The 23,119-nt window shown below is 47.4% G+C and carries 19 protein-coding genes and 1 riboswitch; of the genes, 16 read left to right on the top strand and 3 right to left on the bottom strand.

Annotated features, from left to right (window positions below):
- Positions 1-84: 84 nt before the first annotated feature.
- Positions 85-666 carry a TetR/AcrR family transcriptional regulator gene (locus tag ABGU93_RS03185; RefSeq protein WP_347412065.1) on the bottom strand — a complete coding sequence of 194 codons (582 nt, stop codon included), beginning with the start codon at positions 664-666 and terminating at the stop codon, positions 85-87.
- Positions 667-830: 164 nt separating this feature from the next.
- On the opposite strand from ABGU93_RS03185, the gene ABGU93_RS03180 reads away from it, so the two are divergent.
- From ABGU93_RS03180 to ABGU93_RS03135, 10 genes are all read left to right on the top strand, one after another.
- On the top strand, positions 831-1,601 hold the full coding sequence (locus ABGU93_RS03180) for an AAA family ATPase (protein ID WP_347412064.1): 771 nt from the start codon (positions 831-833) through the stop codon (positions 1,599-1,601).
- A 12-nt stretch (positions 1,602-1,613) separates the two neighbouring features.
- Entirely contained in the window at positions 1,614-1,814 is a 201-nt protein-coding gene (locus ABGU93_RS03175) for a hypothetical protein (protein ID WP_347412063.1), read from the top strand.
- A complete protein-coding gene (locus tag ABGU93_RS03170; RefSeq protein WP_347412062.1) occupies positions 1,804-2,043 on the top strand; it encodes a hypothetical protein in 240 nt (79 codons plus the stop codon). The genes ABGU93_RS03175 and ABGU93_RS03170 overlap by 11 nt, the downstream gene beginning before the upstream one ends.
- 1 nt (position 2,044) lies before the next feature.
- Positions 2,045-2,812, top strand: coding sequence for an AAA family ATPase (locus ABGU93_RS03165; RefSeq protein WP_347412061.1), 768 nt, complete (start codon positions 2,045-2,047; stop codon positions 2,810-2,812).
- A 423-nt stretch (positions 2,813-3,235) separates the two neighbouring features.
- Positions 3,236-4,159, top strand: a complete 924-nt coding sequence (locus ABGU93_RS03160; RefSeq protein ID WP_347412060.1) for a MoxR family ATPase — start codon at positions 3,236-3,238, stop codon at positions 4,157-4,159.
- 33 nt (positions 4,160-4,192) lie between these two features.
- Positions 4,193-5,959 carry a nitric oxide reductase activation-like protein gene (locus tag ABGU93_RS03155; protein WP_347412059.1) on the top strand — a complete coding sequence of 589 codons (1,767 nt, stop codon included), beginning with the start codon at positions 4,193-4,195 and terminating at the stop codon, positions 5,957-5,959.
- Between the two features lie 178 nt (positions 5,960-6,137).
- Positions 6,138-7,526, top strand: coding sequence for an ATP-binding protein (locus tag ABGU93_RS03150; RefSeq protein ID WP_347412058.1), 1,389 nt, complete (start codon positions 6,138-6,140; stop codon positions 7,524-7,526).
- Positions 7,527-7,576: 50 nt separating this feature from the next.
- The gene (locus ABGU93_RS03145; RefSeq protein WP_347412057.1) at positions 7,577-8,479 is read left to right on the top strand and encodes a YafY family protein; all 903 of its coding nucleotides are present in this window, start codon (positions 7,577-7,579) and stop codon (positions 8,477-8,479) included.
- A 92-nt stretch (positions 8,480-8,571) separates the two neighbouring features.
- The gene (locus tag ABGU93_RS03140) at positions 8,572-9,030 is read left to right on the top strand and encodes a GyrI-like domain-containing protein (RefSeq protein ID WP_347412056.1); all 459 of its coding nucleotides are present in this window, start codon (positions 8,572-8,574) and stop codon (positions 9,028-9,030) included.
- A 26-nt stretch (positions 9,031-9,056) separates the two neighbouring features.
- A complete protein-coding gene (locus tag ABGU93_RS03135) occupies positions 9,057-9,677 on the top strand; it encodes a GyrI-like domain-containing protein (protein ID WP_347412055.1) in 621 nt (206 codons plus the stop codon).
- A gap of 139 nt (positions 9,678-9,816) precedes the next feature.
- Here the strand turns inward: ABGU93_RS03135 and ABGU93_RS03130 are convergent, their stop codons facing one another.
- On the bottom strand, positions 9,817-13,998 hold the full coding sequence (locus ABGU93_RS03130) for a YDG domain-containing protein (RefSeq protein WP_347412054.1): 4,182 nt from the start codon (positions 13,996-13,998) through the stop codon (positions 9,817-9,819).
- Between the two features lie 333 nt (positions 13,999-14,331).
- A riboswitch (glycine riboswitch) is annotated at positions 14,332-14,435 on the top strand.
- A gap of 177 nt (positions 14,436-14,612) precedes the next feature.
- Here ABGU93_RS03130 and gcvH point away from each other — a divergent pair.
- From gcvH to sdaAA, 6 genes are all read left to right on the top strand, one after another.
- Positions 14,613-14,990, top strand: a complete 378-nt coding sequence (gene gcvH, locus ABGU93_RS03125; RefSeq protein WP_347412053.1) for a glycine cleavage system protein GcvH — start codon at positions 14,613-14,615, stop codon at positions 14,988-14,990.
- 23 nt (positions 14,991-15,013) lie between these two features.
- Entirely contained in the window at positions 15,014-17,656 is a 2,643-nt protein-coding gene (gene gcvT / locus ABGU93_RS03120) for a glycine cleavage system aminomethyltransferase GcvT (RefSeq protein ID WP_347412052.1), read from the top strand.
- A gap of 13 nt (positions 17,657-17,669) precedes the next feature.
- Entirely contained in the window at positions 17,670-19,016 is a 1,347-nt protein-coding gene (gcvPA, locus tag ABGU93_RS03115; RefSeq protein ID WP_347412051.1) for an aminomethyl-transferring glycine dehydrogenase subunit GcvPA, read from the top strand.
- On the top strand, positions 19,009-20,469 hold the full coding sequence (gene gcvPB / locus ABGU93_RS03110; RefSeq protein WP_347412050.1) for an aminomethyl-transferring glycine dehydrogenase subunit GcvPB: 1,461 nt from the start codon (positions 19,009-19,011) through the stop codon (positions 20,467-20,469). The genes gcvPA and gcvPB overlap by 8 nt, the downstream gene beginning before the upstream one ends.
- Before the next feature lie 113 nt (positions 20,470-20,582).
- Positions 20,583-21,245, top strand: a complete 663-nt coding sequence (gene sdaAB / locus ABGU93_RS03105; RefSeq protein ID WP_347412049.1) for an L-serine ammonia-lyase, iron-sulfur-dependent subunit beta — start codon at positions 20,583-20,585, stop codon at positions 21,243-21,245.
- Positions 21,246-21,253: 8 nt separating this feature from the next.
- Positions 21,254-22,129 carry an L-serine ammonia-lyase, iron-sulfur-dependent, subunit alpha gene (gene sdaAA / locus ABGU93_RS03100; protein ID WP_347412048.1) on the top strand — a complete coding sequence of 292 codons (876 nt, stop codon included), beginning with the start codon at positions 21,254-21,256 and terminating at the stop codon, positions 22,127-22,129.
- Positions 22,130-22,237: 108 nt separating this feature from the next.
- Here sdaAA and ABGU93_RS03095 read toward each other — a convergent pair whose 3' ends face one another.
- Positions 22,238-23,026, bottom strand: coding sequence for a family 1 encapsulin nanocompartment shell protein (locus tag ABGU93_RS03095; RefSeq protein WP_347412047.1), 789 nt, complete (start codon positions 23,024-23,026; stop codon positions 22,238-22,240).
- Between the last annotated feature and the right edge of the window lie 93 nt (positions 23,027-23,119).

Here is a 23,119-nt window from a genome sequence, read left to right as displayed (position 1 = left end):
CATAATTTGTAGGAAACGGCCTTTTTTAAAGGTGCTCAGAGCTTTTTTATTTATCTGGAATTAAGCGTTACCGGCGGGCGCAATTCATGTCCGTTCAGTATCAAGAAAAGCCTGGATACCAGCACGAAGAAAGCCATCGATGGTCTGCTGAATTTTTTTCCAGTCGGTACAATGGTTTTTAAACATCATTTGGTTGATGGTCAGACAGCCATTGATCTGAAAATAAAAGATGGCTTCGGCCTGTTCATAGGTTAGAATACTGCTTTGCATGAGTCGGATCACAAAATCTTCCTTGGCTAAATTCGACATTTTACCAATGAGTCGCGAGGCTGCGATCTCATCAAAAAAAAGTGGCCGGAATTCCTGGTTGGATTGCATTTTTTCGCAAAAGGGATAGGTACAGTTCATTTTGTCCGGACACAAGACCTGATCAAGAACATCGGAGGTATCGGCTAACGCATCGTTTAATACGTCATCTAACACATCATCCAAATCATAATAATGGAGGTAAAAAGTTCCCCGATTAATTTCACAGATTTGGCAGATCCCGGTAACGCTGATCTTGCCAAATTTTTTTTGTGTCAGTTCATTTAAAAAAGCTTCCTTAATTACTTTTCGGGTGTATTGGGTGCGTCGGTCGTTCTTTTTTACTTCTTGATTTCTCATTTTTTCTCCTGAAATAGACAGATTCATCAATCTGTTGATAAACAAAACAAATCGAAAAAACTGATGATTGAACAATTACTCTCCCGTTATTATAATGAATTCAGAAAGAAAAATCAACGTAATGTTCATAAAGTTACAGTGTGTTGATTTGAGGAGGAGAGAAAATGGGACATATTATCGCATTAGCCGGTAAAGGTGGGGTTGGTAAAACAACGCTATGTGGTTTACTGATTCAGTATCTGTGTGATACCGGAAAGGTGCCGGTGTTAGCAGTGGATGCTGATGCCAATTCAAATTTGAATGAGGTGCTTGGTATCGAGGCGGGTCCAACGATGGGTGAACTTCGCGAAATCATCGAGCGGGCTGGCGTCGATCCAAGCTATGAGATTCCGGAAGGAATCACCAAGGCCACTTATATGGAAATGCGGATGAACGACGCAATTACTGAAGAAAAAGATTATGATCTGATGGTGATGGGACGTTCACAGGGGCAAGGATGCTACTGTTTTGTCAATGGGATTGTTCAAACACAGATTCAACGACTTCAGACGAATTACCCTTTTATTGTTGTGGATAATGAAGCCGGGATGGAACATATCAGCCGGGGATTATTGCCAAAAATAGATACGGTGATTCTGGTCAGTGACTGTTCCCGACGGGGTGTACAGGCAGCCGGAAGAATTTCCCGGCTGATTAGCGAATTAAAGGTTCAGCCAACGAAAATTGGTCTGATTATCAATCGGGCACCAGCAGGAAAACTTGATCCCGGGACGCTGGAAGAGGTTCAAATTCAGGAATTGCCACTTTTGGGTGTTGTTCCACAAGACCAGCAAGTTTATCAGTATGACTGTGATGGCAAACCAATTGTTAAATTACCTGATGATTCACCAGTTCGTGCTGCACTGAAGCAAATTGCCGATAATCTGCAATTATAAAGGAGTTGAAAAATGAGTATCTTAGCAGGATGCCATGAGGCACGCAATAATTTTGTTTTAAAAGAAATTGCTTGCCCCGAATGCGATGAGTATATTGAATTATTTGTCCGGGATGGAAAAACGATCGGAATAGAAAAATGTGCCAGCTGTGATCATGTGATTGGTGAAGGCTTAGGTCTATCAGAAATTGTCAGAGGACAACATGGCGCTTGATCGAATAAAACAGTTTATTGAATCAAAAGGCTGGCCCTATCGCTTCACCGATGTTGCTGAACTGGGGAGTATTGATTTTGAATACCTGGGTGTCAACTACCATGTCTGGGAATTTAGGGATGATCAGTGTGGGGTTGAAAGCAATGTGAAAAATATTGGAAAACTTGAAGAATTTCTTGGTGATTACCAGAATGATCTGATTGCGATTATGGAAAAATGGGGAGAATAGCATGAAAATAGCCGTAACCGGTAAAGGTGGAGTAGGAAAAACAACGATTGCCGCAACGTTGGCGCGTTTGTATGCAAAAGAGGGAAAACGAGTGATTGCGGCCGATGCTGATCCCGATGCAAATTTGGCATTGGCATTAGGCTTTACCGAAGCAGAAGCGGATGCCATTGTGCCGATCACCGCAATGAAAAAAATGATTGCTGAACGGACTGGAGTAACCGCGCAGAACACGTTTTTTAAAATCAATCCCCGGGTTGATGATATTCCGGAAATTTACAGTCGTGAGCACGAGGGTGTTAAATTGCTGGTTTTGGGAACGGTTGAAACAGCCGGTGGTGGATGCATTTGTCCGGAGAATGTCATTTTGAAACAACTGATCAGCAACCTGATTTTATACAGAGACGAGGTAGCTATTTTGGATATGGAAGCCGGTCTCGAGCATTTAGGCAGAGGAACAACCCAGGGCATGGATCAGTTTATTGTGGTCATTGAGCCGGGTGCCCGAAGTATTCAGACCTATCGCAATGTCAAGCGACTGGCTAAAGATTTAGGAGTGCCGCGGGTCGGCGTGATTGCCAATAAAATTCGGGATGAGAAGGATGAAGCGTTTATCCGTTCAAAAATAGCCGAGGAGGAGCTGTTGGGTCTGATTCATTTCAATTCGGAAGTCATTGATGCAGATCGTCATGGTATCTCACCATTTGATTGCAGTCAGCATCTGATTGATGAGATTATCAGCATCAAAGAGCGAATTGAGCACTTACAGTGAAAATTGTGTTATTTGGAAAAGGAGTTTGTGGAAGATGTATGGTCATGAAGAAGACTACTTTAAGGATATAAGAGTTGCACCACTGATCATAAGCGTAATTACTCTTCCGCTTGTAGGTTTTTTCCATTTTAATGCAATGACAAGTTAATCTGCGATAAGGTTGATTGCCCATATTTATGTCATGTGCACCTTTCTTGTCTGATTTTCATTAATCTCAGATGTTGGGTGCATTTTTCGGTCAAATTTGCGATGAGACTGATATTTTATAGGATTTTGTTATTTAAGCCAGAAGGCTTAAAAAGGGATAAATTTTTGTGGTTTTGCATTTTTTCTAACCATTCCGCTGGGTTTTGTGTTATATTCAAACCATTCTAAATAAACAGTTTCAGAATGAGTGCAGAGCATTAGCGAAAGGAAAAACTTATGAGATTAACACAGGAATTATTAAAACAGGGAATCAGCGAGAAACTTCTTGACGATATAAAATATTTCAAACATTTTTATAAACTGGAAGCGAGCCTTCAGGATCGGGTTCCCAGTACCGAAACCGTTTTTTATGGCAAGGATATCTGGTCGATGTGTATCACCGCTATTTTAGAGGGTGAGAACATTTTACTCTCCGGTCCCAAGGCCACCGGGAAAAATGTCCTCGCCGATAATATCTGCGAGCTTTTTAACCGGCCCCAGTGGAATACTTCTTTCCATGTCAACACCGACAGTTCCAGCCTGATTGGCACCGATACCTTTATTGATAATGAGGTCCGGCTGCGCCGGGGATCCGTGTATGAGTGCGCCATCAACGGCGGCTTTGGGGTTTTTGACGAAATCAATATGGCCAAAAATGATGCCCTGGTGGTGCTCCACTCGGCGCTGGATTACCGGAAAGTTATCGATGTGCCGGGCTACGAAAAAATCAAGCTCCATGATGCCACTCGTTTTATCGGCACGATGAACTATGAATACGCCGGCACCAAAGAGCTTAACGAAGCCCTGGTATCCCGTTTTATGACCATTGATATTCCGCAGATTGAAGAAGACACCCTGATGATTATTTTAAAAGAATATTTTCCGGATGCCAATCCCGAAATTCTGCCACAGTTTGCCGGAATCTTTCTGGATCTCCAGGAAAAATCCAAGAACTCTGAAATTTCAACTAAATCGGTGGATCTGCGGGGGATTATCGGTAGCCTGAAAACCATTCGCCGGGGCCTCAAACCGATGCTGGCCGTGGATATGGGCGTTATTGGCAAAACCTTTGACCAGTTTGAAAAGGAAATTGTCCTGGATGTGATCAAAACCCGGATCCGTGAAAGCTGGGAAGCATCTGATGTTTTTACCAGCAACTAAAACTCTAAAATCCAGAGAAGGGAGGAAAACGCTTTGAAGGATGCCAAATGGATTTATGAAGACTATGAATTTGACAATCGGGTTGCCAATCTGATGTGGACCATTTCCGGCGATTATGACGAAAATATGGACAGTGGTGAAAAGAGCTTTATTTCTAAAAATGTTGCCCTTTATCACGCCGTCACCGCCGGCGGACGGCGAAAATACATCAACTGGCCCTCGGTCAAAAAATACGTCATCAGCCGACATCGGGCCGGTTTTAATAAAGATATTCTATTAAGTTTAATTGCCATGGGCAGCGATGTGGTGGTGGAAGAAAAGATTATTGCCGAACGGCCAGGGGTTTATGATATCCGCAAAAATGCCTACGACGATATTCTCAGCAATTATTACAAACTGCACACCAGTGATCTGCTGGAAAAGGTGCGCCACGCCATGATTCTTGAAAAAATCGGCAAGACCCCGATGGTGGACACCGAAACCCGGAGTATTGCCAATGACTTAATGGCCTTACAGAAGCGGGAAGATACCATCGAATTGCTTAAAGGCATTGAAGATGTTTATGTCAAGTATTTCCCGATGTTTGTGGAAGGTGAATGCGGTGATGCCTATGAATCCGGTCACAACAAAAACCATATCCGAGGTGATTTTTCGGACTTTATGCTGGAAGAAATATTTGAAGATCCCGAAGACCAGGATATTGAAGCCTCTATTGAAGAAATTGCCGAAGCCCTGCTGGGTGAATCCCAGGGTGATATGGCCAATCTCAACAGTAGCAATGATAATCGGGTTTTGCGGGTCCAGGAAGAAGACATCGAAAAAATTTATGAAAAAGTGGCCTATTATTATGGCAACTCCTTCCTGGAAACCAGTGAAGTCAAAAAACTCCAGAATCGGGTCTGTAAAGGAGAACATGGCAATTGCCGGATTCATATGACCGACGGGGTGATCCGCAGCGACAGCAAAAACGAATTCCAGCAGAAATATGTGCAGCGGCATCAGGTTAAAAATATTGATGTATTTCGGGCCAACTACAAGGTGTTCAAGCGTAATATCAATAAACTCAGAGAAAGCATCTCGCGCACCCTGGTCCAGGAAGAAATTGTCGACGCCATTCCGTCTGATGCCGGCCAACTGATCCCCAGCAAGCTCTGGCGGATTGGTCGCAGCAGCAATAATAAGGTATTTGTCAAGAATATCGATAATAACAAGGGCAGTTTTGTAGTGGATATCCTGATCGATTCTAGCGGCTCCCAGCGGCGCAATCAGTCAAGAGTCGCCATTCAGGCCTATATTCTGGCCCATGCCCTGACTTTGGTCGGCATTCCCAACCGGGTTCTGGGTTTTTCCAGTTTTCTCGATTATACCGTGATCAAACGCTTCCGGGATTACGAATCACCCCTTTCCGCCAATGATAATATCTTTGAATATTACTGCTCCGGGAACAACCGTGATGGTTTGGCCATCAAGGCCACCTGCGAAGATTTGATTAAACGCCGGGAAGATAATAAAATTCTGATCGTGCTGAGCGATGGCCGACCCAACGATATCAAGGTGGGTAAAGGTCAGGTCAATGATTTAACCGAAGCCTACCGGGGCCGGGTGGCCATTGCCGATACCGCCCGGGAAGTCCGCTTTGCCAGACAGCAGGGCATTATGGTGCTGGGCGTTTTTACCGGCAAAGAACAGGATCTGATGGCCGAAAAACTGATCTACGGCAAGGACTTTGCCTATATCAAAGACATCAACCGCTTTGCGGATATGGTTATTAAGTACTTGAAACAGATTATTATGAATTGACAAAACCGCTGCCGGGTTGCGAGTATTGCGAGACGGTAGATGTATTACTAGTGATCTGGCACTTGAGGGATCTTATTTTAGTGCGTGAGAACAAGGTTAAGACAAATAGCACCCCTTTATATTATTATACTTGAAATTATTATAATTATAAGTATAATAATATAAAGGGGTGTTTTTTATGAGAGATTTTATTGATCGGGATAATGAACTGAAATTTTTAGATGAAGAATATCGGCGGGAAGGATCATCGCTGGTGATTCTTTATGGTCGGCGGCGAATCGGCAAGACCGAGCTGGCCGCGAAATTTATGAAAAGAAAAAAAGCCCTTTATTTTTTAGTGACGGAAGAAAGTGAGCAACAGAATCGTAACGCATTTAAAGAAGCGGTGGCTGATTTTTGCGATAATGAGCTGTTGAAGCAGGCAACCGTAGAAAACTGGGAAATAATCTTTAAGACTTTGCTGTCAAAAAATGGTGACGGCAAAATGTTGTTGGTACTGGATGAATTTCAATATCTGGGTAAATCAAATCCGGCCTTTCCCTCGATTTTTCAAAAAATCTGGGATACCCTGTTAAAGCATGAAGACGTGATGGTGATCTTGTGCGGCTCATTGATCACAATGATGGAAAGCCAGACCTTAAGTTATACCAGCCCGTTGTATGGACGACGAACCGGACAAATTAAACTCAAACAAATTCCGTTTTTGTATTATAATAAATTTTTTCCGGAAAAGTGTCGCAGGGAACTGATTGAATATTATGCGGTAACCGGTGGCGTCCCCAAGTATATTGAGCTTTTTTATAATAGTGGAGATATTTATTCCGCCATCGATCATAATATTTTGTCAAAGCAGAGCTTTCTTTATGACGAACCCAATTTTTTATTGCAGAATGAAGTGTCTGAAGTGGGCAGTTATTTTTCCATCATCAAAGCCATTGCGGCGGGGAATCATAAATTGTCTAAAATAGCAGCTGCCCTGGAGCTGAAACAAACGGGATTAACAAAATACCTGAAAACCTTAATCGATCTTGATATTTTAAAACGGGAAGTTCCGGTTACTGAAGCGAATCCGGAAAAAAGCAAGCGGGGTCTTTATCGGATCAATGACAATTTTATGTTGTTCTGGTTTCGCTTTATCTATCCCAATTTAAGCTTGATTGAAATGGGAAATCGGGAATTGGCGATGAAAAAAATTAAAGCTAATTTCAAAGATCGACATGTCAGTTACATCTATGAGGATATTTGCATCGAAACGATGTGGAAAATGAATCACGAAGAAACCTGGCCTTTCACTTTTGATCAGGTGGGTCGGTGGTGGAACAACGATCAGGAAATCGATATCGTGGCCTATGATAGTACCGGCCGGGACATTATCTTTGGTGAGTGTAAATATTGGGAAGGACAGGTGGGCATTAATATTTTAAGTGCCCTGGAAGAAAAAGCCCGGGTCGTTGATTGGAAAAAAGAAAACCGTAATAACCACTTTATTTTGTTTGCCATCAATGGTTTTACAGATGAACTGAGAGAGTTGGTTAAGACCAGGGATGATGTCTGGTTATCTGAATAAAAGGTAAAAAGCGAAGATAAGTTATAAAGTACGAAAGTGAGTGAGTAAAGATGCAGATCAATCGATTGCTGGAAACGGTCTATCTTCTGATTGAAAAGAAAAAGATCACCGCCCGGGAATTATCCGACTATTTTGAAGTGTCTCAGCGCACCATTTATCGGGATGTAGAAGCCTTAAGTGCTGCCGGGATTCCCGTTTATGCGGAAAAAGGCAAGGGCGGCGGGATCCGGCTGCTGGATAACTATGTGATTAAAAAATCGTTGCTTTCCGAGCAGGAACAGGTTAATCTGCTGGCATCGCTCCAGGGGATGCAGGCGTTAAACGGACCGGAGCTGGATCCGGTGCTTCGGAAACTGGCCACTCTGTTTGAAAAAAAAGATGCCGACTGGATTGAAGTCGACTTTTCCCACTGGGGTGGCGGTGCCGCTGAGCGGGAAAAATTCAACGACCTGAAAAGTGCCATTCTCAATAAAAACCGCATCGCTTTTGACTACTTCAGTGCCGCCGGCAAAAAGACCGGGCGCTGTATTGAACCGCTAAAGCTGCTGTTTAAGGGGCAATCCTGGTATGTTTACGGATTTTGTCTGGACAAAGCGGCACTGCGTTTTTTCAAGGTCAGTCGGATCAGACAGCTTAAGCTGCAGGCAGATTCCTTTACCCGCACCCTGCCTGCGGGGGCTATTTTTGAAGCACCGGAAATAAGCACGGCCCCAATCAGGCTGGTTCTGAAAATTGATGCGGCCATGGCTTATCGGGTTTATGATGAATTTGATCCGGCAGCGATCATCAAAAATCAGGATGGGTCTTTTATGGTAATGAGCCATTTGCCCGGGGATGGCTGGGTGGAAGGCTATATTCTTTCCTATGGGGATACCGTTGAGGTAGTCGAACCCCAGTGGCTGCGGGAGGCGATTAAGAAAAAACTGGCGAATAGTTTAAAAAAGTATCTTTAATATGACATCAGGTGTCAGGTTAACAGGCGTATACTGATCTTATCAAATGGAGAAACAAAATAATAGAAAGATAAGAGAAAAGGGGTATACAAATGAATTATGAAGTGGTACAACTAGCAGAAAAGCAAGTGGCAGGTCTGAAAATTCGCACCAGTAATGACGATCCTCAGATGGTCGAAAAAATTGGGGCGATTTGGCAGCGTTTTTATGGCGATGGGATTGAAGCAGCCCTGGCCGGCCGAGAAAATGATAAGTGCATCGGTCTTTACAGCAATTATGAAAATGGTATGGATGGTGCCTATGATGTGATGGTGGGTTGCGAAGTGGCCGCCGGGGTTTCACAAGCAGAGCCGGTCGAGATGGCAACCATTGCCGCGGGCAAGTATGCAAAATTTATTGTCCATGGTGATGTTCAGCAGGCCGTCGGTGACTTCTGGATGAAGCTTTGGGGGATGAAGCTTGACCGGAAATTCGGCAGTGATTTTGAGGAATATCAACCGGGAGAGGATATGGCCAACACTGAAATCCATCTCTATATTTCATTGAATTAAAGGGAAGAATTAAGGGGAATAAGACGATGGCGAAAGTGGATTATAAAAAGCAGTTTAAGAGCTTATACCTGCCCAAAAAGCAGCCGGCACTGATTACGGTGCCGCCGCTGCGCTTTGCCATGCTGGATGGTCAGGGCGATCCCAATGGCGAAGCGTTTGCGGAGGTGGTGGCAGCGCTGTATAGCTTTAGTTATGCGGTAAAAATGTCCTATAAAAGTAAGGACATTCCCGACGGTTATTACGATTATACCGTTTTTCCGCTGGAAGGGGTCTGGGATCTGGTCGACACGGCCAGAACCAGTGCGGATAAAAGCAATTATTCCTATACGATGATGATTCGCCAGCCGGATTTTCTGACCGCTGAACTGGCCGCCCGTTTTATCACGGAAGTCAAAAAGAAAAAGCCCAATGACTTCCTCGATCAGATCCGCCTTGAGGATTACGACGAAGGGAGCTGTTGTCAGATGCTGCATTTAGGCAGCTATGATGATGAGCCGGCCAGTTTTGCCCAGATGGAAGCTTTTTGCAGTGAGCATGGCTATGTGCGCTGCGATAAAACCCATCGGGAAATTTATCTGTCCGATCCCCGCCGGACCGAGACAGCTAAATTAAAAACGGTGTTGCGGTTTAAGGTAAAAGCCGATTAGAAAGGTGGATTGGTGATCTGACAAAGCATCATGATCAGAAAAAAGCAGCTAAAGAGCCCCCTGATTCAGGATGAATCAGGGGGCTCTGAGTTTTTTGGGGCTGTCGGGGTAAGCCGCAACAGAACAGGCTATAGGAGTTTTAGTAAGCGTAGAGCATCAGGTCGCTGCCGCCGTTATAGACCAGCAGGGAGTTGGTAAAGCCGCCAGGGAGGGTTGGGCCTGAGCTAGCATCGATTGGGGTTGGGCTGGAATTTGAGATAAGATTTAATGAGTAAGCATAATTGCCATCATCCTGATAAATCAGATATTCGGAGGTACCGTCGGTATAATAAGTCGGGTTGCTTGGGTGGATGTTTGTTAAGCTATCGTTACTTGACCAGCTGCTACCACTCCAAGAATAAACCGGGTGGGATGTGTTAGTGTATTGGTCAGTGTCAGGGGTGGTGGCAATAGCTATCGGATTACCGGAACTATCGACGCCAATCAACTGTTTGCTGTCGTCCAAGGTAACCTGAGCACCGGCTATCCAGTTGCTTAAGTCCGTTGAAGAGTAGATTTTTCCATTATCGTCATAGCCGTAAAAAGTCGTTGCACCGTTTTGTTTGGCATAAAAGAGTTTAAAATTGGTAACATCAGCCGGTGGTGTCAGGTTGCCGGCCGGAGTCCAGGCGGTGTTATTGTAGGGGGTGGAAATAATCGCATTGGCATCAAGAATTTGGCCATTACTTGAATAAGCATGATCGGTCATAAGGTAATTGCTGGCATGGTTGCCGGTTAAGCTACCGCTTAGTTTAATGTCGTAATTGCTGCCCACGGCACTAGTTTTCTGATCGCCGTCGTAATAGTCAGCGCTGTAGGTTGCCAGATTCACATCTTCCAGTAAGTTATTCGCATTGCCATCAATATGGACAATACCGTCCATGCCGTTAGAAGTTGTCGGATCAACTTCAGCTCTATTGACCGTGACGCTGCTGTCACCGCTCTTATATTTTTTGATTGTGTCCAGATTGACATTGCTATAACCTAAGATTCTGGCTGTAATCGCCGCCGTTTTTGAGGTATCTGGAGCCGGGGCCAGGTAGTTTTTAGCGGCCTCTTCGCTTAGGCTGTAGGTGATGGTTATCGGTATGTTTTCACCGACATCTTTGTTGTCATAGTTAGCGGTGGCTTTGACCGTTACCGCCTCGCTATTGATTAAGCCGCTGACGGCATCAGCAGCCAGGGGATAATCTGATAATTTGGTTGCGTCAGTCAGATAAACATCGGTGGTGGCGTCATACTTTCGCGTCGCCGCAATGGCCGGCAGCTTGGTGTTGTCGACTGTCAACTGAATTGGCTTGATCTTGCCATTGCTGCTCAGGGAATCGATACAGTAATTGCCGCTGTCATCGCCGCTGTAATCGCCGGAAAGCGTAAAGCTGGTGGTGATACTACGGTCGCCGGCATCTACGCTGCTATAGCAACTTGATACCGTCGCGGTGACCTTCTCCGTGCCAACGATCCCCGTCAGGCCATTGCTGCCCGTGATGATTTTGCTGCTCACATTGGTGCTGGCATTGCCATCATAGGTTTTCTCGGTTTGCAGCCCCAGATCAGCAACGGAAACCGTTAGTTTCTTCGCGGTAATACTGCCGCCGGAGATCGTACCGGTAATGCTGCCATCGGAGGCGGCACCCGACAAGCTGAAATTGTGGGCTGTCGTGCCGCTGAGTTTATAGGTATAGGCGATGGTATAACCGCTACCGACGTTACTGGTTTCGCTGTTATTGTCTTGATAGACGGCAGTGGTATCAAATGCCAGCGTCCCGTTAGTGAGTGCGTCCTGAACGATCGGTATTTGATTAGTATCGGTAACTCTGACGGTTACGAGGGCCTTGCTGGTACCGTCATATTCCTTAATCTTATCACTATCGTTGACAATGGGAGTGGTGGCAATCGATAGCGGGGTGATATCAGCAGTTTTGCTATGATCATCAGACAGGGGCTGATAATTTCCGGCGGCCTCGCCGGCAAGGGTGTAGTGAATGGTAATGTTTTTATTGGGGCCGACGTCTTTACCGCCATCATAGATGGCGGTCGCGGTGACCGTCACCTTTCCGGCATCAGTAGCGACAATATTGCCGGGTGTGATTGGCATATTATAGATTTTCCCGATATTACTGGCTTCCGTAAAGACTTCGGCGGTGCCGTCATAAGCTTTAGCCACTGGGGTGGGAGCGGTTATCGTCAACTGTCGTGCGGTGATGCTGGCCCCGATTGTTTCGGTCGCTGCGATCTGGTAGCGATTATTAGCAGGGCTACTGTCAATTGTATAGCTAACTCTAATGGTCCGGTTGCTGTCGACATTTTGATTATCATAGACTGCGGTGGCCTTAACATTAATATTGGGGTCGGCTGCTACACCGGTTGCCACACTGATCACTTTTTTGGTGATTTCACTGTCGCCCTCGGTATTAAACACCTTGTTGGTGCCATCATAGGTTTTGCTTTTATTGATATTCAGGCTGGCGGCGGAGACCGTCAGGTTCTTTTTGGTAATCGTCCCGGTGGCCGTGGAGTCCGCTGGGGCAAGATAATTTTCGGCATCGGCTCCCGACAGGGTGTAGCTGCAGGTTACCGGTTTATCAGTGCCCACCTCAATCGCATCGGTGTTACCGCTACTATTCTGATAGGTGGCCGTCCGGGTGATTGTCAGTGTATCTGAGGCAAGCTGCCCAAGGTTTTCGGTAATGTCGCTGTTCAGCGTTGTGGTTCCATCAAATTCCTTAGTAATCGCTGTCGTCGCGCTACTCAGGGGTTTTTGCGTAATCTCACCGGTTACGGTCGTGGCGGCCGGCGGATTGTACTTACTGGCTGCGGCGCCGGAGAGGTTGTAGCTGATGGTAATGTCTTTGTTGTTGCCGGCATTTTTATTGTCATAGCTAGCTGTGGCAACTACCTGCACATCATCGTTGGCAACGATGCCGGTAACGGAAGGCTGGCCGGTGATATTGGCAGTTGTTGTACCGTCATAGGTTTTTGCGGTGGTCACAGTTGCCGGGGTGGCCACGATCAAGTTGATTTTAGCCGGTGGCGTATAGCCACCACTGCCGCCACCGGGTTGCGGTTGCGGTGTTGGGGTTGGAATCACGGGTGGAACGACCACATCGGGTTCGACGGTATAGTCCTGGGGCGCTTTTTCAAAGCTGACATTGTCCGAGGCGATCTCGGCTTTGCTGACGGTACCGGTGCCGGTCACCTTGGTTGGGGATGACAAAGTCAGGTTTGTCACCGTGGTGGTGCTGCCAAGTTCAATCGCCGTGTTTTCGGCGGCTCCGCCAACATCAACGGTTTTAATGCTGGTCTGGCCCTGGGTTTTAATTACGGCATCCGGCGCATTGACGGTTACTGAATCGAAAGCACCTTCCAGAATCAGGGTTTCACCAGCGGCATTTTCACTTAAAACAACCGGAACCCCGTCAATGCCAGTGGCCACAATTCGGACTCCACCATCCGGGGCCTGTTCAACCAGAATCTGCGCATACTTTCCACCATTGATATGAATACTGTTTTTGCCGCCGCCCCGAACCTGCAGCGCGCCGGTGACGGTGACGTTGTTCAGGGTAACATCCCCATCGCCAACGGCTTCATCAATAGTCAGATTGCCCTCAATTACCAAGTTCTGAAGGGTCACACCATCAGAAGTGATGATAACATCCTGGCTGATTTTCTCCGAGCCGCTGCTGGGGCCATAGCTGCCGGGTTTGTCATAGACCGTGGCGGTTGCCTCTTTGACAATCTCCAATTTCAATGCTTCCAGGCGTAGGGAGCTGCCGACGGTACCAAGCTGTTCGCCGTCGAGGTACCACTTTGATGCGTCTGTCGGCAGATCGCCCACATTCTCGACATGACCCTGGTAGCGCACATGATAGTCGGTGGCCTTATTGCCAGTGGCATCAAGCAACACGATTTTGATCGCTTCAATTCGCAGCCCATCGCCCCGGGTTCCGGCATAATCGCCGTTTTTAGCCCAGCTTGAGGGATCATCCTCGCCATCGAGCCAGCCGATGTTCTGGATATGGACATTGTAGCGTAGTTCCAGATCCGCTGGCAGATTGTCGCCGGCTTTTAATTCAAAGCCTTCAATCCGTTTGCTCTGGCCAACGGTGCCAATAAGCTTGGGACTCTCCACCCAGGAACCATCCGCCGGGTAATCGCCAAGATCCTGAATATGACCCCGGGAAAGAACCGGTAAAGTACTGGTATCTGCCGATGCTGCCAAAACCGAATGAACGGGAAATAGCGCACAACAGATCAGTAAGACTGATAAGATTTTTTTCATTTTTTACTCCTCGTATGTTTAAGTGATGAATCAGATTTCTTGAATTTGGTCAGATCCATAGCAGAAAAAATTCTACTAAAGATATAACGCTCATAGTATAACAAAACGGCGACATGACGTTTGAAAAATTCGCGAAGAAAAAGCACGATTCGCGAAATCAGATTAGATTTTTTAATGGTGGCTAACATCGTTGATCGCGATGATTTATAGCGCAAATCGAGAAAATACTAAAGGTGGTTGACAAGCCCCCCTGAAAAGGGTTATACTCACATGAACTTAAGAAATATCGAAACGAAACAGGTCGACTAAACACAATTAAATAGATGCGAATGGATGATGGATACGGGAGAGTCTGCATAAGTGCAGCACCGAAGGATTAAACCGATATTTAGCTAATATCAGTGATGATCTCAGGTAAAGGGGACCGTAACCGGACATAACTCTGGAAAGCGTAGCACCGAAGGGGCAACTTCCAAAATGGAAAGAATCTCTCAGGTTAATAACAGAGCAGGAGGCGTAAGCCTTCTGTTTTTTTGTTTATTAAAAATCGGAATGGGTAAATTTCGGAATAGGTATTGAATTTACAGAAACTAAAAAAGTGGAGGATCAGAGAGATGAAAATTGTTGAAGGTTTAAAGTATTCAAAGGATCATGAGTGGGTAAAAGTTGAAGGCAATCTGGCGACCATCGGGATAACCGATTTTGCCCAGCATTCATTGGGCGATATTGTTTATATCGAATTGCCGGAGATTGGTGATGCAATTGGCAAAGAAGAGACCTTTGGCGTGGTCGAATCGGTAAAAGCGGCCTCAGACGTTTATTTGCCGGTATCCGGGACAGTGGTTAAAATAAATGAAGCGTTGGTTGATGAGCCGGAGCTGGTCAATGCCGATGCCTTTGAAAACTGGATGGTTTGTGTCGAAATGGACAATCTTGCGGAACTGGATGAGCTGATGGATGAAAAAGCATACGAAACAATCTGTAACGACTAAGGGTAGAAAATGGAGATGAAAATATGGGAGATTTAAAACGAACACTGTTTTATGATAATCATGTCCAGGCCGGGGCCACCCTGGTGGATTTTGGGGGCTGGGAAATGCCGATCCAGTATCCCTCGGGAATCGTCGACGAGCATATCCATACCCGCATCAAATCGGGAATCTTTGATGTATCACACATGGGCAGGTTTATTGTTTCCGGCCCCGAAGCCACGGCCTTTTTGCAATATGTGTTAACCAATAATGTCTTGGCCCTTGATCTGCTACAAGCTCAATACACGATGATCCCGAATAGTCGCGGCGGGGCATTGGATGACGCTTATCTATACCGCTTTTATGAAGATGAATATCTGCTGGTGGTCAACGCCGCCAACGCCGAAAAAGATTGGGATCATCTGAACACGGAAATAAAATTTTTTGATGCCAAAATCATTGACCGATCCGCAGAAATTGCGATGATTTCGCTCCAGGGCCCCGATTCAAAAACGGTGCTTAAAAAACTTGCCGGCAGCGAGAATCTGACCGAGCCGCTTAAAAATGCCCTGGGCATTCTTGATTATCAGGGTGAGACCTTATTAATTGCCCGAACCGGCTATACCGGCGAACCGCTGGGCTTTGAACTGTTTGCCAAAGTTTCCCAGGCTAATGAAATCTGGGAAAAGCTGCGGGAACTGGGAGCGATGCCCATCGGCCTGGGAGCCCGGGATACCTTAAGACTGGAAGCCGGTCTGCCGCTTTATGGCCATGAGCTGGGACTTGATAATGACGGTAACGAGATCCCCATTTTTTCTTGCCCGCTGGCCAAGTTTGCGGTCAGTTTTGCTGAGGTCAAAGGCGATTATATCGGCCGAGAAGCCCTGGCTCAACAATATCTGGGGTTTAAAAAAATTATGGAACGGGATCTTTCAGATTTGTCGGAATTATCCCGGATTGTCAGACCGATTGCCATTACCGGCCGGGGCATTGCCCGAGCTGGCTGTAAGGTCTTTAAAGCTGGCAAGGAAGTCGGCACGATCACCAGTGCAACCATGGTACCTTATTTAAAGGCCGAGGGCTACGGGCTGGACAGCAAAATCACTGATGAAAAAGCCATGCGGGCCATCGGCCTGGCCCTGATCGATGGGGATGTTGAATTAAATGATTTGGTCGATGTGGAAATCCGCGGCAAGATGGTAGCGGCAGTGATTGCCCCTTATCATATGAAAAGCGATGCCCCGCCTTTTGCCCGACCGATCGTTTATGGCGTCGAAATTGAGCGTCAGTTTGACAGCGCTCCGGACTATCAAACCAAAGCCCTGAATCTGCTGGAAAGAAGCTTCGACAACACCATTCTGCGACAGCATCAAACCATCAACCTGATTCCTTCGGAACAGTCGCATTCAGCGGCGGTGCGATTATTGTCGGTGATGGACCCATCTTTTCGTTATGCCGAGCATAAAAAAACAAAATCCTTCTATGATTATGATGTGTTTTATTATCAGGGGACGGCCTTTATTGATGAGATTGAATATTTGCTGATGGAAGAAATGAAAAAATACTTTCATTGTGCCGAGGTGGAAACCCGGGTGATCAGCGGTCAAATGGCCAATGTGGCGGTCTTCAGTGCGCTGATGGACTATAAAAATCGGGTCAACCGGAAAGTCGATGCCAAACGGCTGGGTTATGTGATGAACAATCATATCATCAAAGGCGGCCATTTAAGTGCGCAGCCGATGGGGGCCCTTCACGACTATATTGCCATTGATCCGATTACGGAAAAAACAGCGGTGGTCAATTTCCCGGTGGAAAAGGATAACCCCTTCAAGATCGATGTGGCCGAAACCAAAAAGGTGATCGCCCAATACCAGCCGGAGCTGATTATCTTTGGCAAGAGTATGGTTTTGCATAAGGAACCAGTCCGGGAAATCAGAAGCTTCGTCGATGATCAGAAACTGAATTCGATCATTATGTATGATATGGCTCATGTGCTGGGGCTGGTGGGCGACCATTTCCAGGATCCCTTTGCTGAAGGGGCGGAACTGGTGACCGGTTCCACCCACAAAACCTTCTTTGGGACGCAGCGGGGCATCATTGCCGGGAATTATGATAAGGATGATTATAAATATGGTCTCTGGGAAACCATCGAAACCCGGGCTTTCCCCGGTAGTGTCAGCAATCACCATCTGGGCACGATGCTGGGTCTGCTGATGGCCAGCTACGAAATGAACTATTTTAAAGACGAATACCAGAAAAATGTTATCCATAATGCCAAATATTTTGCCAAATGTCTGGCTGATGCCGGCCTGGATGTGGCGGGCGATCCGGCGATCTCTTACACCGAGACCCATCAGGTGGTGGTGCGGGTTGGTTATGGCAGTGGTCCGGAAGTAGCCAATCGACTGGAAGATAACAATATCATTATCAACTATCAGGCCACCCCGGAAGAAGAGGGCTTTACCGCTTCGGGGGCCATCCGGATCGGCGTGGCGGAAATGACCCGGTTTGGTTTTGGTGACCAAGAGTTTGCCGAAACCGCGAGCTTGATGGCCGATGTGATCTTAAGAAATAAAGATGTCAAAGAAGAGGTGACGAAGCTGAGAGGCAACTTCACCAAGCTTAACTATTGTTTTGACGACGAAGCGATTGCCGCCCAGCTGGAAAAACTAAAATCAACGTTATAAAGGGGGAATAAGAGTGGCATCCTACATATCCAATACCACAGCGCAACAACTAGCCATGCTTTCAGAGATGGGTAACGATTCGATTCAGGAACTTTTTGCCGACATTCCGGAAGCGGTACGTCTGAGCCGGGATCTGGAATTACCACCGGCTTTATCAGAACTGGAGCTGACCAGCTACATGCAAAAGCTATCCCAGAAAAACATAAATCTTGATGACACCAGCTGTTTTCTCGGCGCCGGGGCTTATGATCACTTCATCCCCAGCGCGGTGGGGAATCTGATCGCGCGGCAGGAGTTTTATACCGCGTATACCCCCTATCAGCCGGAAATCAGCCAGGGCAACCTGCAGGCAATCTTCGAGTTTCAGTCGATGATCTGTGAGCTGACCGGCATGGACATTGCCAACGCCTCAATGTATGATGGCGCCACCGCGCTGGCTGAGGCAGTCGCCATGGCCTGTAGCCATACCGGTAAAAATGAGGTGCTGATTGCCAACACCGTTCATCCCGAGAGCCGGGAAGTGTTAAAAACCTATGCCCGCTATAAGGGCATCATGGTTAAAGAGATTGGCTACCACAATGGCAGTATCGATCTGGACGCGCTGGCGGCGGCGGGTTCCGAGCAAACAGCGGCGGTGATTGTCCAGAGTCCCAATTTTTTCGGCATCATTGAAGATCTCGGCCAGGCTGCCGAACTAGCGCACCAGCATAAGGCATTGTTGATTGCCAGTGTCGATCCGATTTCGCTGGCAATCCTTAAATCCCCCGGCGAACTGGGGGCCGATATTGTCGTTGGGGATGGCCAGTGTTTGGGTAATCCGATCAGTTTTGGCGGTCCGGGTCTGGGTTTCATGGCCACCTCCAAAGCATTGATGCGGAAGTTGCCGGGCCGGGTCGTTGGTCAGACCACCGATGTCGATGGCAAGCGCGCCTTTGTGCTGACCCTGCAGACCAGAGAACAGCATATCCGCCGGGACAAGGCGACTTCTAACATTTGCTCCAACCAGGCCTTAAATGCTTTGGCGGGGACCATTTACATGACCGTGCTCGGCAAGGAGGGGTTAAAAGAGGTGGCCACCCTCTGCCTCAACAAAGCCCATTACCTTTATGACCAGTTGATCAAATCGGAAAAATTTGCGCCCGTTTTTTCAGCTCCCTTTTTCAAGGAGTTTACAGTGACCAGCGCCGGTGATACCGAAGTACTAAACGATGCTTTGCTCGCGGATCATATTATCGGCGGTTATGCTGTGGAGCAGTCGTATCCGGAGCTAAAAAACGGCTGGTTGCTGGCGGTGACCGAAAAACGGACCCGACCAGAAATGGACAGTTTAGTAGAAAAGGCGGTGAACCATTGTGATTAAGAACGAAGCACTGATTTTTGAAAAATCGGTTCCAGGTCGCAGAACCAGCCTGTTACCGGCCTGCGATGTGCCGGAAAGGGACCTTACCAGCGTGATTCCGGCCGAATTTTTACGGGCGCAGTCCGCGGAACTGCCGGAGATCAGCGAGGTGGATGCGGTTCGGCACTTTACTGCTTTGTCGAAAATGAATCACGGCGTGGATTCCGGCTTTTACCCGCTGGGTTCCTGTACGATGAAGTATAATCCCAAGGTCAATGAAGATGTGGCCAGATACAGCGGGTTCTCGCGCATTCACCCCTATCAGTCAGAAAAAACCGTTCAGGGCGCGCTGGAACTCCTTTATCAAACCGATAATATGCTAGCGGAAATCACCGGCATGGCGCGGGTATCGCTGCAACCGGCGGCTGGCGCCCATGGCGAAATGGCCGGACTGATGATTATCAAAGCTTATCATCAGCACCGCGGTGATACGAAGCGACAAAAAATCGTCGTGCCGGATTCATCCCATGGCACCAATCCGGCTTCGGCGGCAGTGGTTGGTTTTGATGTGATCGAAGTGAAATCTAACGAATTTGGCGGCGTGGATATCCCGTCATTAAAGGCCACGATGAGTGATGAGATTGCCGGGCTGATGCTCACCAACCCCAGCACCCTGGGCTTGTTTGAGGAAAACATTGTCGAAATAGCCGAGATTGTTCATCAGGCCGGCGGACTGCTCTATTATGACGGGGCCAATATGAATGCCATTATGGGTAAGACCCGCCCCGGCGACATGGGCTTTGATGTGGTCCACCTTAATCTGCATAAAACCTTCAGTACCCCTCATGGCGGCGGCGGCCCGGGTTCCGGTCCGGTGGGGGTCAAAAAAGAGTTGGTGCCCTTCCTGCCGGGACCGGTGGTGGAACAGGCCGCTGATAAGTATGTTCTGGATCATCACCGCCCCTTATCAATTGGACGAGTTAAATCTTTCTATGGCAATTTTGGGGTAGTGGTTAAAGCCTTTGCCTACATCCGCTCCTTGGGGGCTGTGGGTCTTCGGGAAGCCTCGGAAACAGCGGTGCTCAATGCCAATTATATCCGCGCCAGACTTCAGGATGATTATGAATTGCCCTTCGGCAAGACCTGTATGCATGAGGTCGTCTTCTCGGCCCAGAAGCAGATGAAATTTGGGGTTTCGGCCCTTGACATTGCCAAACGGCTGATTGATTTTGGTTATCATCCGCCGACGATTTATTTCCCCTTGATAGTCAAAGAAGCGCTGATGATTGAACCGACGGAGACGGAAAGCAAGGAAACCCTGGACGAGTTTATTGAAGCGATGCGGCAAATTGCCAGAGAAGCCGAAACAAGTCCGGAGCTATTAAAGAGCGCACCCCACGACACCATGGTGAAACGGTTGGATGAGGTCAAGGCGGTACGTAAACCGGTACTACGATATGCCAAAGAGGTATAAAGAGGAGTGATCGCTTAAAAAGTAATTTCCGGGGTAAAAAGATAAGAGAAATGGATCGCAATACTAGCGATTGGTGTTTAAAAACTGGCTGACGCCTGAAGATTGAGGTTGGCATGAATGTATTTGATATTATCGGACCGATTATGGTGGGCCCGTCCTCTTCCCATACGGCCGGAGCGGTGCGGATCGGAAAAATAGCCCGGGCAGTGGCCGGCGGGCAGCCGGCAGCGGTGACCATTGAGTTCTACGGCTCCTTTGCCCAAACCTATAAGGGCCACGGCACCGATAAAGCGATTATTGCCGGGCTGCTCGGGATGGCGCCCGATGATGAGCGGATCAAGGATAGTCTTGAGCTGGCCCGGGAGCTGGGCATGGCATTTAAATTCAGGAAGTCTCACAATAAAGAAGTTCATCCCAACACGGCCCTGATTTCAGCGGTTGATCAAACCGGCAAAAAAACCATCGTCCAGGGCTCGTCAGTCGGTGGCGGGCGAATTGTGGTCAACCGGATCAACGAGATCAATGTCAAATTTAACGGCGAATACTATACTTTGCTGGTGCCTCATAACGATACCCCGGGCATGATTGCGGCGGTGACCAATCTGTTGGCGGATCAGGGAATTAACATTGCCGAGATGAATGTGTACCGGTCCCATCGTGGTGGGGAGGCGATGATGGTGATCGAAACCGATCAAGCGGTTAAGGGTGAACTGGTCAGTTTAATCGAAGCGGTGAACAAGGTGAAAAAGGCTGTCTTAATTAAGCCGATCTATTAGGAGCAAGTATGATAAGTTATGATTCGATACAAGAACTGGTAGAAAAGGCGAAAAAAAAGGGGAAAATGATTTCCGAGCTGGTGTTAGAGGATCAGGCCCGACAAATGGAACGATCCCAGGAAGAACTCATTGAAGAAATGCGGAAAAGCCTTCGGGTGATGGCAGAAGCGGCTGCTAAAGGCCTTACCGCGGTGAATAAATCGGCCAGCGGCCTCAGCGGCGGCGATGCCGATAAAATGAAGAGGGCGGCTGATACGGGCAGATCCCTCAGCGGCAAGGTGCTCAGTGAAATCCTGGCCAAGGCCCTGGCGATTGCCGAAGTGAACGCCTGTATGGGCAGAATTGTGGCCGCACCGACAGCCGGTTCCTGCGGGATTATTCCGGCCGTCTTGCTGACCTTGCAAGAAGAAAACGATTTGTCTGAGGAGCGGGTGGTGATGAGTCTTTTTACCGCCGCCGGACTCGGCATGGTAATTGCCAGAAAGGCTAGCATTTCTGGAGCGGAAGGCGGCTGTCAGGCAGAATGCGGCAGTGCCGCAGCAATGGCAGCGGCAGCGGCGGTTGAATTAATGGGCGGCTCCCCCCAAATGTGTGCCCATGCTTGTGCGATGGCCCTGAAAAGTGTACTGGGACTGGTCTGTGATCCGGTGGCCGGGCTGGTGGAGGTGCCCTGTGTCAAACGCAATGCCAGTGGTGCCGCCAATGCTCTGATTGCTGCGGAGATGGCCTTAGCCGGCATTGAGAGCACCATCCCGGTGGATGAGGTGATTGGCGCCATGAAAGCGATTGGTGATGCCATGCCAAAATCATTAAAAGAAACGGCGGAAGGTGGTCTGGCCGACACCCTCACGGCGAAGAAAATCGCCCGGGAGATTTTGCGCTGAGTTATAGTTTGGAATAGATTTTTTTGAGATCTGAATCTACTTACAATAATAGCTGTTACAATCAAAATAAAACAGCAGGCCGGGATGGTCTGCTGTTTTATTTTATATTTATAAACTATAGGAAATAATGATGTTTTCATCCAGGACCCGGAAGGTAAAGCTCTCGGTGATAAATAAATGAATGTTCTCCTGGTCATAGGAATCAAAGCCGATGGCAAAATCCTGACCGATGGTTAATTCAAAGTTGCTGTTATCATAGGGAATTAGAAAAGCGCCTTCAAGAACGGTGCTTAACAAAATTTTTCCGTCAATCAGGGATTCAATCCGTTTAATCAGGGGATAGCCCTGGGAGCTTTTGTTTAAGCGGTTATAGGCTTCTTCGCCAACAATTAAAACAAAAGGACCGGCTTCAAATTTTTCCCGGAGGGTGATCATCCCTTTGGAGATGGCTTCCATGATGCTGGCATCCGTTTTGCCAAAGGGGATTCTCTTATTGGCACCAACACAGTCCAAGCCTTTGATTTTACCGGCTTCATATCCCCGGTAGACGGCTGTTTCTTCAAATTCGGCAATTTTTTTGGCCGCTTCTTCCAGATTCGATAAATCAATGTCCTTGGCGCCCCGGGTCAGGTTATCCATTTCCCAACGGTTCAGGGAAAAGCTAACCCGTGCTTCGATTAGCGGCTGAACCTGATAGATTCCGGCAGCAACGGCGCTGTCAGGGTCATCAATCAGCTCCAGGCGGCCTTCTGAGAGACTCGTAAAATCAAGTCCTTTGGGTCCGTTGACCCTAACCGCCTTTCTTGCTGTTAACCGACTCTTTAGAACTTCTTCTGCTCTGCCATCAATTTCGTTCCAGGCCAGTGGTGTTAAAGGGGCCATTTCTCTTTTTAACATTATTTGTCCTCCTCGTATAATTATTTTGAGAATTACTTAACTCAAACTTCGCACATAATAATCGTCTAAAACCATTGTAATTCCGATGTTACG

This window comes from Acetobacterium sp. (assembly GCF_039830195.1).
Classification (GTDB): Bacteria; Bacillota; Clostridia; order Eubacteriales; family Eubacteriaceae; genus Acetobacterium.
Note: the sequence above shows the minus strand (reverse complement) of the source record. Positions and strands in the feature narration are given on the sequence as shown.